The sequence below is a fragment of the Colwellia chukchiensis genome (assembly GCF_002104455.1).
Classification (GTDB): Bacteria; Pseudomonadota; Gammaproteobacteria; order Enterobacterales; family Alteromonadaceae; genus Cognaticolwellia; species Cognaticolwellia chukchiensis.
Map to the genome: position 1 here is coordinate 162,058 of NZ_NBOC01000007.1, position 13,355 is coordinate 175,412.

A 13,355-nucleotide genomic window follows, 5' to 3' on the forward strand; every position below is an offset into this window, starting at 1 on the left:
TAAATAATGATTAAACAACAATTGTCACTTAGCGCCCACGTTTCGCTAAAATTAATCGGATGCGCGTTACTATATATAAAATAAAACCAAGTATGGTACTGGCTATTGAGGTCAAATATTGCCAACTTCCAGTTTCGGCATCTAACCAATAAAACGATAAAAAGCCACCACAGAACAACAGCATAGCGATAAACGAATGAGTCATTAATTGCTGTGATTTTTTTACGGCATTTATTCGCTTTATGTTAGCAATTTTATCGGCATCTAACGCCGTTAAGTCTAATTGGCAATGCGAGCAGGACTTTGCTTTATCTGAAATTTTTTTCTTACAGCTTGGACAATTAATAACAGCCATTTTCTACCTCATTTTTGCAGTCATATTTTACCTAAAAAAAACGCCCTTGCGGGCGTTTTTTGCCAGTATATTACAATTATTTTTGATTTTCTTGATCAAAACGTTTTTGCCAAAAATCAGCATTTTTTATCGCCAATCTTTTCGGATTGAAACTGTAGTGCTCAACACCGGCATCCTTCTGACTTTCATAGTCTTTTAATGCTTTAACCGCAGGTTTAGCCATAAAGAATATAACAATAATGCCAATAATATTTAACCATGCCATCATGCCGACACCGATATCCCCCATTCCCCATGCAATATCCGCTGCTTTAACTGTGCCATAAAAGGTTGCAACCATGATCAACACTTTTAATAAAAACGTTAACGCCGGAAAGTTAAAGGTGCGCTTTATGTAGGAGACATTATTTTCTGCAATAAAGTAGTACGCTAAAATCGTCGTAAATGCGAAGAAGAATAATGCAACAGCAATAAAAGGCTTACCAAAACCGGTAAGCATGCTTTCAACAGCAATTTGCGTAAAGGCTGGGCTATTAGCGGCGATATCGCCGGCAATATTTTGTACTATAAAGCTAGTTTCACCTTCTAATCTTACATTATAAGATTGAGTAATTAAAATCATAAAAGCTGTCGCGGTACAAACAAATAAAGTATCTATATATACCGAAAATGCTTGTACTAAGCCCTGCTGTGCAGGATGAGCAACTTCTGCTGCCGCCGCCGCATGTGGGCCTGTACCTTGACCGGCTTCATTAGAGTATACACCGCGCTTGACACCCCAACCAATGGCAGCACCAACGCCGGCCATAGGTGAAAATGCATCAGTAACGATCAGCATAAAAACATCAAATAATCGGTCAATATGCAAAAAGATCATGACACAAGCAATGATAATGTAAGCAAGCGCCATAAATGGCACCACAACCTGCGTAAAGTTGGCAATACGCTTAACACCACCAAAGATAATAAAGCCAAGTAACATGACAATAAATACCGCGGTATAAAGCTTGGTCATTTCAATCGGCCCAAGCGCGGTATCTAGTGTACTGCCACTGCCAAAAACCATGGTAACAGCAACGCCAATACTATTAGACTGTACTGTCGGCAATAAAGCGCCACAGGCGATGATAGTCGCAATAGCAAAGATCCACGCATACCACTTCTGTCCTAAAGCTTTTTCTATATAATAAGCTGGACCACCACGATATAAACCTTCTTGCTCTTCTTTGTAAATTTGTGCATTTGTTGACTCAATGTAGGCAGTTGCGGCACCAAAAAACGCCACTACCCACATCCAAAATACGGCACCTGGGCCACCAAAGCCAATTGCCGCGGCAACACCGGCAATATTGCCTGTACCAACACGACCGGATAACGAAACTGCTAATGCTTGAAACGAGGAAATACCTTGCTCTGAACTTTTGCCTGTCATTAATAAGCGCCACATTTCACGAAAATGACGTATTTGCACAAACCGAGTTATAACAGAAAAAAATAATCCAGCGCCCAAGCATAGATAGACTAATGCTGGGCTCCAGATTATCGCGTTTAATGTATTGACAATTTCTTGCACGTTAGACTCCTGATTATTATTATTTTTATGTTCGTTTTAGTTGCTAAAATGTTGTGCAATTTGGTTAGTTAACGTAAGTCACCAACCACATGATAAATAGCGCTAAGTACGTCTCGACCAAATAAACTACTACGTTCGTCAGACCAACCTACACTATAATCTGGCAGTAAGTCATTATCTTTAAATGGCATTTCTACGGTATAGGCCAAACATTTAAACTGCTCACCAACCCAGTTAGCGGCGACGGTTAAGTTGGCCTTACCAGGCTCATCTTTGTCATAACCTTTGTCGTCTTGAAATTCAGGGGTTATTGCAAGTAACACATTTTTGAACTTTTCTTCCAAGGCTTTAATACGGTCATTATAAGAAGGTACGCCTTCGGTGCCGGCGACAAAGTTAAATGGCAAGGCTTCATCACCGTGAATATCTAAATGCATGTCGACACCAGTTGCTAACATTTTTTCACGCACTAGATAAACCTCTGGGCTGCGCTCCATGCTTGGGTTTTGCCATTCTCGGTTTAAGTTAACCCCAACCGCATTAGTGCGTAAATGACCTCGCACTGAACCATCAGGATTCATATTGGGCACTAAGTAAAATACCGCACTATTTAAAAGTGAACGCGCAACACCATCGTCTTCATCAAGCAAGCGGTCAATAAACCCTTCCATAAACCACTCAGCCATAGACTCGCCCGGGTGTTGGCGTGCGGTGATCCAAATAACTTTCTTGCCAGGTCCTGCTTCGCCCACTTTTAATAACGACATATCACGGCCATCAAGTGTTTGTCCCAACACTTGCAACTGACAATCAATATCGAGCTGTGCACTATGAATTAAGTCTTGATGGCGCTCATAACTGTACGGCGCAAAATAAGCAAAGTAAGTCGCGTCACATTCTGGCGTAAAAGTAATGGTAAGTTTCTCACCATCAAATTCGGTAGGCACACGAAACCAATGCTGACGATCATGTGAAGCAACGGCCTGATAATTATGCCAGCCTTCTACATAAGCAGACTTACCGGCGTTGGTTAGATGAATGACATGTTCGCGATGTTCAGTGTTATGCAATTTAAAATGAAACCACTGATAGAAATCGGATTGATGATCTTTTTTAATGGCTAACTCTATGTTACTTGGGTCTTGCGCTGAGATAACTTCGATATTACCTGAGTCAAAGTTCGCGGAAATTTGCATAAGGGCTATTGCTCATAATTAGTGAAGATAGCCCTAGTGTACACAAACGCGTAAAAGATCAGAAGTCTAAAAGCTCCTTAAATACAGGCCTAATTCAGAAGAATAGCCAAGAGAGCGACTAATAACAGTATTTTCTTCATCTAAAACATAATAACTGGGATAACCTTGCACTTGAAAGTCTTGTTTTACTGCCTCATTTCCTAACGCAACTGGAAATGTTAACTGGTGACGCTCAGTGAATGCTGCCACTTCATTTTGGTCGACAAAATCTAACGCCACCGCTATCACTTTGATATGCGGCTTTCGTTCAAACAAGCTTTGCAAGTTACCGATACTCATGTGACAAATTTGACACCAAGGAGCAAAGAAATAAACAATCGTTTTTTGCCCATTGGCCTGCAAACTCAATGTTTTATTATCTAACGTACTAAGTTGATGGATTATTGGTAGTTCGCCATTACTACTAGAGAGCATACTGGTTTCTCTGAGCATGGATATAGCATGAAAAATAAAAAAGAAAACAACCGCTTGTAAACTAAGACTTCGTAACAAAATAAAAACACCTTAAACGTTTAATCATAATGATAAAGACCCGACAAACTGGCTTTTAGCTTCATAAAAGCCGCAATCGTTATCAATAACTTAATTGTACAAGGTTAATAGCCTGTTTTCGTGACTAAGCCAAGATTTTATTGTGCGCTAGCGGGGTAATTGTGTCTGATTTTTTTACAATTAGGAAGTTGCTTATAATCCTAAAAAATATAAGCATTTGAATTAAGTTGATTTTGTATTAAAGGTACAGTATATGCATTGACCTACCTCAGTCAGTTATTAGTTGTACGTAGATTTTTGTCGTTACGTTGATAATTCAGCAGTTAAAAACAATAACCATTGGGATAAAACGACGCCTTGGCACTAAAACGCTATGCATTATTTTATCGTTAACTGATATTTTTGAAATTAACTAACATGGAAACTTGTCTATGAAACTTAAAAATATTTATCTACTGATAGCCTTTCTATTTGGCTTTAACTTTACAGCCTTAGGTGGGCCAATAATTTTGGCTGGTACTGACGCCGATGATCATGGCGGGGCCACTGCTACAGCTAACTTGACGGGTTGGTTGTTTATGCAGCGGGTACTTGAAAACTTAGCCAGCGCCGCATCGTTAACCAATGGCCATTTAAACGTGGTTAATTTAGGCAGCTCAGGGAGCGCTTTAAACGCGGCAACTTCAGCGTTTGGTTTTTCTTCTTTGGCAGGAACTTGGAGCTTTACCAATATTGACGGTGATGCGGCAATAACGGATTATTTTGCCGGTAACGGTGCGGTTAATATTAATAATACCGGGATCATTATGATGGACTCGGGCAGTCACGTTAGTGGCGGTTCAAGTGTCAGTGAAAGAAACCTATTTACCACCAATGCCGGAATTATAGATACCTTCTTGGCTAACGGCGGCGGCTTGTTTAGCCAGTCAAACGGTTACGCTTGGGTGAATGCGCTACTACCAGGTTTAACTATTGTCAACGGTGGTGGTACTGGCGCAAACCTAACCGCGGCAGGCATGGCAGCATTTCCGGGCTTAACCAACGGAGATTTAACCAGCGGCCCACGCCATAATCGCTTTAGCAATATTGGCGGCTTAACCGTGCTGGCAACAGATAATAGCGGTATTGCAGTAATTATCGGTACTAATGCTGGCTCGATTACTAACCCAGGACAAACGGTACCTGAGCCAACAACCCTTGCTATATTTGCCTTAGGTTTACTCGGCTTAGCATCACGCAGAGTTAAGAAAAAAGCCTAGCCGAATAAATACTGCCGATATAGCCCACGCAACTTCTAAGCTAGTGGTAAAAATGAAAAAGCATCAACCTATGGTTGATGCTTTTTTCTGTGTGCTCTATCCTAAAACCTGTGTTCACATTAGGCCATTAGGCTTTAATCAGAAAACTCAGCCCAAGAGCCTAACGAATGTTAGTACAACCTTTCATATACGGCTGTAAAACAGTTGGCACATTTACACTGCCATCGGCTTGTTGATAGTTTTCTAATACCGCTACTAAGGTCCGCCCTACCGCTAAACCTGAGCCATTTAAGGTATGTACTAATTCAGGTTTATTACTTGTGCTGTTGCGATACCTTGCTTGCATTCGACGTGCTTGAAAATCACCCATATTAGAACAAGATGAAATTTCTCGATAAGTATTTTGTGCAGGTAACCAAACTTCAATATCAAAAGTTTTAGTGGCACTAAAGCCAATATCACCTGAGCATAAAACCACAGTTCGATAAGGTAACTCTAACTGCTCAAGAATTTTTTCTGCATGACCGGTTAACTCTTCTAAGGCTTTAAAGGAGTCTTCAGGCTTTACGATTTGCACCATTTCAACTTTATCAAATTGATGTTGGCGAATTAAGCCACGAATATCACGTCCGTATGAACCGGCTTCACTGCGAAAGCACGGCGTATGAGCGCACATTTTAATTGGTAACTCTTGTTCGTCAATAATTTCATCGCGTACCAAGTTCGTTAACGGCACTTCGGCGGTGGGTATTAATGATAGCTTTTTATTATTTAACTCAGTATGAAATAAATCTTCGCCAAATTTAGGTAATTGTCCGGTGCCATAAAGTGAGTCATGATTAACTAAATACGGTACATACATTTCTTGATAGCCATGCTCTTCACTGTGCACATCTAACATAAACTGTGTTAGTGCTCGATGTAACTTGGCAATTTGGCCACGCATCACCGCAAAGCGGGTACCGGCGAGTTTGGCGCCGCTTTCGAAATCTAGGCCTTTATCTAAGGCACTGGCAACATCAACATGATCTTTTATTTCAAAGTCAAACTCTCGTGGTATGCCCCAACGTTTTATTTCTACGTTATCGTCTTCGCTCAAGCCTGTTGGCACTGAATGATGAATTAAGTTCGGCATCGATGAGGCAATACTATCGATACGCGCTAAAATTTTATTTTGTTCTTCTTTCGCGGCTTCTAGCGCATCGCCCAGTTGACTGACTTCAGCCAACAAAGGTTGAATGTCTTCACCTCGCGCTTTAGCTTGTCCAATCGACTTAGAGCGTGTGTTACGCTGATTTTGTAAATCTTGCGTTTTCATTTGGATAGCTTTACGTTGCTCTTCCAGCTCAATTAATTGGGCTGTGTCTAACGTATATCCACGTTTGGCAAGCTCAGTTGCCGTGTTTTCTATATCTGATCTAAGTAGTTTTGCATCAAGCATGATATGTCACGTGTTTTCTTTGTTATTTACTTGTTAAAAATAGATACAATAAACATTCCTAATGCGGCTGCAAAAATGCATAGAGTCACACTAAGTAATATATTTATTGTTGCCTTTAATACTTCACCTTGTTGAATTAACAATAAAGTATCTAATGAAAAGGTTGAAAAGGTGGTAAATGCGCCTAAAAAACCAATGGTAATTAGCGGCCGATAAACGCCAACCTCAATAACACCTTGTTCAATTAACCCATGTAATGCTCCCATTAATAGGGAGCCGGAAATATTAACCGCCAACGTTGCAAAAGGGAATCCTTTTCCGAGCCAATTTAGCATTAATTGTGAAATATAAAACCGCATGCTGGCACCAAAAGCGCCGCCAAGGGCGATTAAAAGGTAAATGCTCCAAGTGCTCATGGTATTAATCATATCGACGATTATCGCTTTGTTGATCTAATTGCTTTAAGTAGTTTAACTTATCGCCTAGTTGTTTTTCTAGCCCGCGATCGCTAGGTTGATACAAGGTTGTGTGGGCAATTTCTGCCGGAAAATAATTTTCACCCGCCGCATAAGCGCCAGCTTCGTCATGGGCGTATCGGTATTCGCTACCATGGCCAAGCTCTTTAGTAATCGCGCTGGTTGAGTTTTTTAAATGCAGCGGAACATCAAGCTCACATGTCGCTTTAGCTAAAGCCTTGGCTTGTGAAAATGCGCTATAAACCGCATTACTTTTTGGCGCGAGTGCCATGTAAACTGCAGCTTGTGCAATTGCCCGCTCGCCTTCACTAGGCCCTACTCGTTGAAAGGTATCCCAGGCATTAATCGCTAATTGCATTGCCCTTGGATCGGCATTACCTATATCTTCACTGGCAATGGCTAGCAGTCGACGAGCGACATAAAGCGCGTCACCACCGCCAGTTAAAATTCGTGCATACCAATAAAGTGCCGCGTCAGGGTCTGAGCCGCGCACGGATTTGTGAAAGGCGCTGATCAAATCATAAAACGCATCGCCACCCTTATCATAATGGGCAATTTTATTGCCCGCGACTTGAATCAGTTGGGTTTTCGTTAACGTTTGTTGCTTGTTAACAACTGGGGTAATTTCTAAGCAATTTTCCAATAAATTTAATAACCGACGAGCATCACCATTAGCTAATGCTAGCAATTGCTTTTTGGTGTCTTGGTCAATAATAATTTCATGTTGTTCGGTTTGAGTTTGGTAGCTAAGGGCCCGTGCTAAAACATTACTTAAATTGGCTTTACTCAATTTCTTCAGCGTGTAAACTCGAGCGCGAGATAATATCGCTTGGTTTAATTCAAAAGCAGGGTTTTCTGTGGTGGCACCGATAAAAATGATGGTGCCATCTTCAATATGCGGCAAAAAAGCATCTTGCTGGCTTTTATTAAAACGATGCACTTCATCAACAAAAAGTACCGTTCGACGCTGCTGGTGAATAGCGCGCTTTTTAGCATTGTCGATGGCTTGTCGTATGTCTTTAATACCAGAAGTCACCGCGGATACTCTTTCTATATCGGCGTTCGCGTGATTAGCGATAATTTCTGCTATGGTGGTTTTTCCGGTACCTGGTGGCCCCCAAAAAATGAGTGAATGGACTTTGCCTTGTTCAATCGCTAATGGCAGTGGCATGCCCTGCCCAAGAATATGCTCTTGACCTTCATATTCTGCTAATGATTTAGGCCTTAATTTTGCTGCTAACGGTTTAAAACGATCGTCTTGGTCAAAGCCTAAATCAAGCATACCGTTATCGCTGGTCATCTAAATAAACCCCTTCAGGGACTGAAAAACTAAATAGCGCTGGATTAGGCGCAGAGCCGTGGTTTAACAGTTTGATCACGCTCAGTTGGCCAGTAGTATCTAGCATTTCTACAGCGATTAGTTTAGGTGTGTGCTCACTGTTTGCAAAGCTTAGCGTAAGACTTTTGACACGACTATCTTGCCCCTTTGCCACTATGGCATATCGATTTTTGGCTATTTTGCTAACAGCATAGTCTTGCCATAATTGCGGATCGTTACTGCTAAGTAACAGTATTGGGGTATTTGCAATAGCACTAGCTAAGGTATAAACACTAACTTGCTCAACAAAGGGATCATAAAACCAAAGGTTTTCGCCATCTGAGACTATTAAAGACTCATCTGGGCTAAGGGTTTGCCAGTGAATTAAATTAGGTTTACTGACTGAAAATTTACCTGTTCCTTGTTGTAATGAATTACCTTCTTGATCAAAAATTTGTTGATTAAAGTCAGCACTAAAAAATGCGACTTTTTCAAGCTTAACCATGAGTTCAATTTTAGCGTCAATTAATGGCTGAGCTGTGCTTAGCCCTTGAGTTGACGATGCTGGTTCAGCGCTAGGTGTTTGCGCCACACTGTTAGCGGATAGTGCTAGGCTGATCAGTGTTGCTAACAATGAGACGTTTTTGAATAGTTTCAACTTAATGTTCCTTGATTGGCGGTGGTGCTAACACTTCACGAGCACCATTATTACCTGGTCGACTAACAACCCCTTGCAACTCCATTTGTTCAACGATACGGGCTGAACGATTATACCCTATTCTAAATTTACGTTGAATACTGGAAATAGACACTCGACGTGTTTCACTAATGAAAGCAAGTGCTTCGTCATAAAGCGGGTCAATTTCTTCTTCTGCATTGGCTTCTGCTTGCTCACCCGGTAACAATATTTCTTGTTCGCTATCACCTGAGAGGATTTCTTCGATATAGTTAGGCTCGGCTCTTGACTTCCAATCACTAACTACAGCATGCACCTCATGATCATCAACAAAAGCACCATGTACACGCACGGGAACAGCCTCACCTGGCGGCAAATAAAACATATCACCCATGCCTAATAATTGATCAGCGCCTTGTTGATCTAAAATGATGCGAGACTCGATACGAGATTGCACTCTTAGTGCCATGCGAGTCGGAATATTGGCCTTGATTAAACCGGTTATAACATCAGCTGATGGTCGCTGAGTCGCTAAAATTAAATGAATACCTGCTGCTCGGGCTTTTTGTGCGATTCGGGCAATCAGCTCTTCCACTTTTTTACCCACAATCATCATCATATCAGCGAATTCATCAACGATAATAACGATTGATGGCAATTTTTCTAACATAGGTGGCGTTTGGCTAAACGCATCGTTGGGCTGCCAAAGCGGATCGATAATTGGTTCACCGGCTTTGATAGCTTTAGCCACTTTCTCGTTATAACCTTTAAGATTGCGCACGCCTAATTTTGACATTAATTGATAGCGTCGCTCCATTTCACCTACACACCAGCGCAGCGCGTTAGCCGCCTCTTTCATATCGGTTACCACTTCCGATAATAAGTGTGGGATGCCATCATAAACTGATAATTCAACTTGCTTGGGATCTATCATGATCATGCGTACATCTTCAGGCGATGATTTATACAAAATACTCACTATCATGGTGTTGACGGCTACTGATTTACCAGAGCCTGTGGTACCTGCGACAAGCAAATGCGGCATTTTAGCTAAATCCGCTATTACAGGCTCGCCAGAAATATCACTACCTATTGCCATGGCGAGATTTGACTTTGAGCTAGCAAATTTTTCACAAGCGATAACATCGGCAAAAAATACGGTTTCACGATGTTTATTGGGTAATTCGATGCCAATAACTGACTTACCTTCAATAACCTCAACCACACGCACACTTTTAGCTGAAAGCGAGCGTGCTAAATCTTTTGATAAATTGGTTATTTTACTGGCTTTCACGCCAGGGGCTAAATCCAATTCAAAGCGCGTGATAACCGGCCCTGGAAAAACACCGACAACATCTGCCTTGATTCCAAACTCCAAAAGTTTTGCTTCAACGAGGCGAGACACACGATCTAGCTGCTGTTGGTCGATTGGGTTGTTCGCCCGATCAGCACGGTCTAATAAATCTAATGAAGGTAGCTCATGGTAATTAGGCTCAGCGGCTTTGTCGTTTTCTAATTGCTGATAAATTTTATCATGCAGGGTTGCGGGCTCATCAACGACAATTTTCTCGACCGGTTCAAACGCGGCCGCAATTTCATCGTCGCTAACATGTTCTTGGACATTCATGGCTAATGGTTCGCCCATTAAGTCGTCAATATCTAGATAAGGCTCCTTGTCTCGGCTATTTAATGCACTGTCGTCATCACTTTTTGCAAATACATCGCTATGCTCGGCGTCACTAATGGCGTCTAATGCTTGCTTGACTTCATCTGGCTCATCAAAACCGATAAAATGCTCTTTGTCAGCGCGCTCGTTTTGACTAGCGGTTGTTTGCGTGTTCTGCTCTTTGTTGTTAGGTTTGCTGGCGCTTTTACGCTCAACATGAGTGCCTAAATGATATTTGATTATCGACGGAAGTTTCAGGCTATATTCAATCAGACAAATGGCGCTTTCACCAATTTTATCAATCGCTTTTAGCAGTGAGAAGCCGGTTAATAGCACAAAACCAGAGCCACAAAACGTGACAAATAATAACGTGCTACCCACAAAAGAAAAATAAGGCAACAGGGAGTTACTTAATACATCACCTAAAATACCACCTGCAGAAAAATAATATATATCATCAAAATTCATGCTTGCAATAGCTGTAATACCAATATAAAACAAGATAAAGCCAATAAATTTTAAGCCAAGCGTTAAATAATCTAATCGGATTAATTGGTGATATTTTTGAAAAAGTAACCAACCCGTTATTGCAATAACAAAGGGCAGACTATAAGCGATAATACCAAAAATATTCAGTAACACATCTGATAAGTATGCACCGACCGCGCCTCCTAAATTACGCACTGGGTTTTGGTAGCCGGTTTGAGACCATCCTGGGTCAGCAGGATCGAAACTAAACAGTGCTAACATGACGTACATTGCAAAAACGCAAGACACTAACAGCCCTGCTTCAAGAAGGCGTTGAACGCCGTTTAATTTTGGAGAAGATGAAGACAATGGTACACTCTGCTGAAAATTATCATATTTATAGGGCTAAAGTAGCAAACATTCACTATAAATTAAATCCTTTAGCGTTTTATTGGTAATAGATTGGAAGATTTTACCTCTTCCATCACCACATAGGTTCTACTTTCACTCACCGCAGGAAGCCTAAGTAACGTATCTCCTAATAATTCGCGGTAGGCAGCCATATCAGCAACACGCGTTTTTAAAAGAAAGTCAAAATCTCCAGACACTAAGTGACACTCCTGAATGACATCAAGATTATGTACTGCTTTGGCAAAATCATCAAAAACATCAGGACTGGTTTTAGTTAACGTGATCTCGACAATAACCAATAAGGCGGCTTCTAATTGATGCGGATTTAAAATGGCTTGATAACCCATGATAAACTTATCGTTTTCTAAGCGCTTTACTCTCTCTAAGCAGGGTGTAGCACTGAGACCTACTCGCTTAGAGAGTTCAATATTTGATAAACGACCGTTTTTTTGCAACTCAAATAGAATGTTTTTATCAATGCGATCAATTTTTTTTGTCACCGCCAACCTCGCTTATATAATTAACTAAATAAGTTGATTTTTTCAGAATTATATCCTGACTTCAAAAAAATTACGACAGGTTAATCCGTAAAAAAACAAATATACTAGCCTCATATTTTACAACAGAGAATGAAAATATGATTATTGGTGTCCCAAAAGAAATAAAAAATCACGAGTACCGTATTGGCTTAACACCCGCTGGTGTTAAAGAGTTAATTGTTAATGGCCATGACGTTATTGTCGAAAATAATGGTGGTGCAGCAATTGGCTTTGATAATGAACAATACATCAATGCAGGTGCAAAAATTATCGACTCAGCAGCAGAGATTTTTGCAACCGCTGACATGATAATCAAAGTGAAAGAGCCTCAGCCCAATGAATGCAAAATGCTGCGCCCTGGCCAAATTTTATTTACCTACTTACACTTAGCACCCGACCCACAGCAAACCGAGTTATTAGTTGCCTCTGGTGCCACTTGTATAGCTTATGAAACCGTGACACAAGCCGGTGGTGGTTTACCACTATTAGCGCCTATGTCTGAGGTTGCCGGTCGTATGTCTATTCAAGCCGGAGCACATGCTTTAGAAAAAGCGCAAGGTGGTTTAGGCGCATTATTAGGTGGTGTACCTGGCGTAGCACCAGCAAAAGTATTAATTGTCGGTGGTGGTGTTGTGGGTACACAAGCAGCGCGCATGGCGGTTGGCATGGGTGCTGATGTTACGATTTTAGATCGTTCGTTGCCGCGTCTTCGTCAATTAGACACTGAATTTAATGGCCGCTTAAAAACCGTTTATTCTACTGCTGATGCCATGGACCAATTAGTCGTTGATGCCGACTTAGTTATAGGTGCAGTGCTTATTCCAGGTGCAGCAGCACCTAAGTTGGTGACAGCACAACACATTAAAATGATGAAAAAAGGCGCTGTCGTAGTTGATGTTGCTATAGACCAAGGCGGTTGTTTTGAAACCTCTAAAGCAACCACTCACCAAGATCCAACATATGTTGTCGATGGTGTTGTACATTATTGTGTTGCCAATATGCCAGGTGGCGTTGCGCGTACTTCGACATTAGCTTTAACCAATGCCACTATGCCATTTACCGTTACCATAGCCAATAAAGGTGCTAAGCAAGCTATGCTTGACGACGCTCATTTAATGGCAGGTTTAAACGTGCTGGGCGGACAAATTACCTATAAGCCGGTTGCCGATGTGCTTGGTTATGAGTACGTAGCACCTGAGCAAGCGTTAGCTGCTTTATAATTTATTTTTAGCAAAACTGAAAGCCGCTTTTTAAAAGTAATGCCGATCGTTTAAGAAATAGTTGAACGATCTTGCAAGTATAAGATAATCCCCTCTGATATTTTCAGAGGGGATTTTTTTGTGCTTAATAATGAACTAGAGCTTGTTTATGAATCAGTTGAAGAAAGTAGAGATTATGAATCAGTAGTTCAAGCGATAGAACCCG

The 13,355-nt window shown here is 41.2% G+C and carries 12 protein-coding genes; 2 read left to right on the forward strand and 10 right to left on the reverse strand.

What is annotated here, in order from left to right; translation table 11 throughout:
- Window positions 1-28: 28 nt before the first annotated feature.
- The 4 genes from B6K83_RS10225 to B6K83_RS10240 form a co-directional block, all read right to left on the reverse strand.
- A complete protein-coding gene (locus tag B6K83_RS10225) occupies window positions 29-355 on the reverse strand; it encodes a hypothetical protein (RefSeq protein ID WP_085284824.1) in 327 nt (108 codons plus the stop codon).
- A 76-nt stretch (window positions 356-431) separates the two neighbouring features.
- A complete protein-coding gene (locus B6K83_RS10230) occupies window positions 432-1,928 on the reverse strand; it encodes an alanine/glycine:cation symporter family protein (RefSeq protein WP_085284825.1) in 1,497 nt (498 codons plus the stop codon).
- Between the two features lie 68 nt (window positions 1,929-1,996).
- Window positions 1,997-3,124 carry a M14 family metallopeptidase gene (locus tag B6K83_RS10235; RefSeq protein ID WP_085284826.1) on the reverse strand — a complete coding sequence of 376 codons (1,128 nt, stop codon included), beginning with the start codon at window positions 3,122-3,124 and terminating at the stop codon, window positions 1,997-1,999.
- A 66-nt stretch (window positions 3,125-3,190) separates the two neighbouring features.
- Entirely contained in the window at window positions 3,191-3,676 is a 486-nt protein-coding gene (locus B6K83_RS10240) for a TlpA family protein disulfide reductase (protein WP_092251316.1), read from the reverse strand.
- 431 nt (window positions 3,677-4,107) lie between these two features.
- Here B6K83_RS10240 and B6K83_RS18565 point away from each other — a divergent pair, with 431 nt between their 5' ends.
- Window positions 4,108-4,935, forward strand: coding sequence for a PEP-CTERM sorting domain-containing protein (locus B6K83_RS18565; protein WP_085284828.1), 828 nt, complete (start codon window positions 4,108-4,110; stop codon window positions 4,933-4,935).
- A 160-nt stretch (window positions 4,936-5,095) separates the two neighbouring features.
- Here the strand turns inward: B6K83_RS18565 and serS are convergent, their stop codons facing one another.
- The 6 genes from serS to lrp all read right to left on the reverse strand — a co-directional run bounded on the left by serS (window position 5,096) and on the right by lrp (window position 11,891).
- Entirely contained in the window at window positions 5,096-6,376 is a 1,281-nt protein-coding gene (serS, locus tag B6K83_RS10250) for a serine--tRNA ligase (protein ID WP_085284829.1), read from the reverse strand.
- Window positions 6,377-6,402: 26 nt separating this feature from the next.
- Complete coding sequence (crcB, locus tag B6K83_RS10255) at window positions 6,403-6,804, reverse strand: fluoride efflux transporter CrcB (RefSeq protein ID WP_175474826.1); 402 nt, start codon at window positions 6,802-6,804, stop codon at window positions 6,403-6,405.
- Window positions 6,797-8,152 (reverse strand): replication-associated recombination protein A, encoded by a 1,356-nt coding sequence (locus B6K83_RS10260; RefSeq protein ID WP_269844012.1) that lies wholly within the window; start codon window positions 8,150-8,152, stop codon window positions 6,797-6,799. The genes crcB and B6K83_RS10260 overlap by 8 nt, the downstream gene beginning before the upstream one ends.
- Window positions 8,139-8,828 (reverse strand): outer membrane lipoprotein chaperone LolA, encoded by a 690-nt coding sequence (gene lolA, locus B6K83_RS10265; protein WP_085284830.1) that lies wholly within the window; start codon window positions 8,826-8,828, stop codon window positions 8,139-8,141. The genes B6K83_RS10260 and lolA overlap by 14 nt, the downstream gene beginning before the upstream one ends.
- A 1-nt stretch (window position 8,829) precedes the next feature.
- The gene (locus B6K83_RS10270; protein ID WP_233143914.1) at window positions 8,830-11,271 is read right to left on the reverse strand and encodes a DNA translocase FtsK; all 2,442 of its coding nucleotides are present in this window, start codon (window positions 11,269-11,271) and stop codon (window positions 8,830-8,832) included.
- A gap of 149 nt (window positions 11,272-11,420) precedes the next feature.
- On the reverse strand, window positions 11,421-11,891 hold the full coding sequence (gene lrp, locus B6K83_RS10275; protein ID WP_408607206.1) for a leucine-responsive transcriptional regulator Lrp: 471 nt from the start codon (window positions 11,889-11,891) through the stop codon (window positions 11,421-11,423).
- A 137-nt stretch (window positions 11,892-12,028) separates the two neighbouring features.
- Between lrp and ald the strand changes: the two genes are divergently transcribed.
- Complete coding sequence (gene ald, locus B6K83_RS10280; RefSeq protein ID WP_085284833.1) at window positions 12,029-13,150, forward strand: alanine dehydrogenase; 1,122 nt, start codon at window positions 12,029-12,031, stop codon at window positions 13,148-13,150.
- Window positions 13,151-13,355 lie beyond the last annotated feature (205 nt).

Bases quoted from the DNA above. Each gene is read 5' to 3' on its own strand.
- B6K83_RS10260 (WP_269844012.1), bottom strand. From the start codon at position 8,152: ATGACCAGCGATAACGGTATGCTTGATTTAGGCTTTGACCAAGACGAT.
- B6K83_RS10270 (WP_233143914.1), bottom strand. From the start codon at position 11,271: ATGTACGTCATGTTAGCACTGTTTAGTTTCGATCCTGCTGACCCAGGA.
- ald (WP_085284833.1), top strand. From the start codon at position 12,029: ATGATTATTGGTGTCCCAAAAGAAATAAAAAATCACGAGTACCGTATT.
- serS (WP_085284829.1), bottom strand. From the start codon at position 6,376: ATGCTTGATGCAAAACTACTTAGATCAGATATAGAAAACACGGCAACT.
- B6K83_RS10235 (WP_085284826.1), bottom strand. From the start codon at position 3,124: ATGCAAATTTCCGCGAACTTTGACTCAGGTAATATCGAAGTTATCTCA.
- B6K83_RS18565 (WP_085284828.1), top strand. From the start codon at position 4,108: ATGAAACTTAAAAATATTTATCTACTGATAGCCTTTCTATTTGGCTTT.
- B6K83_RS10225 (WP_085284824.1), bottom strand. From the start codon at position 355: ATGGCTGTTATTAATTGTCCAAGCTGTAAGAAAAAAATTTCAGATAAA.
- crcB (WP_175474826.1), bottom strand. From the start codon at position 6,804: ATGATTAATACCATGAGCACTTGGAGCATTTACCTTTTAATCGCCCTT.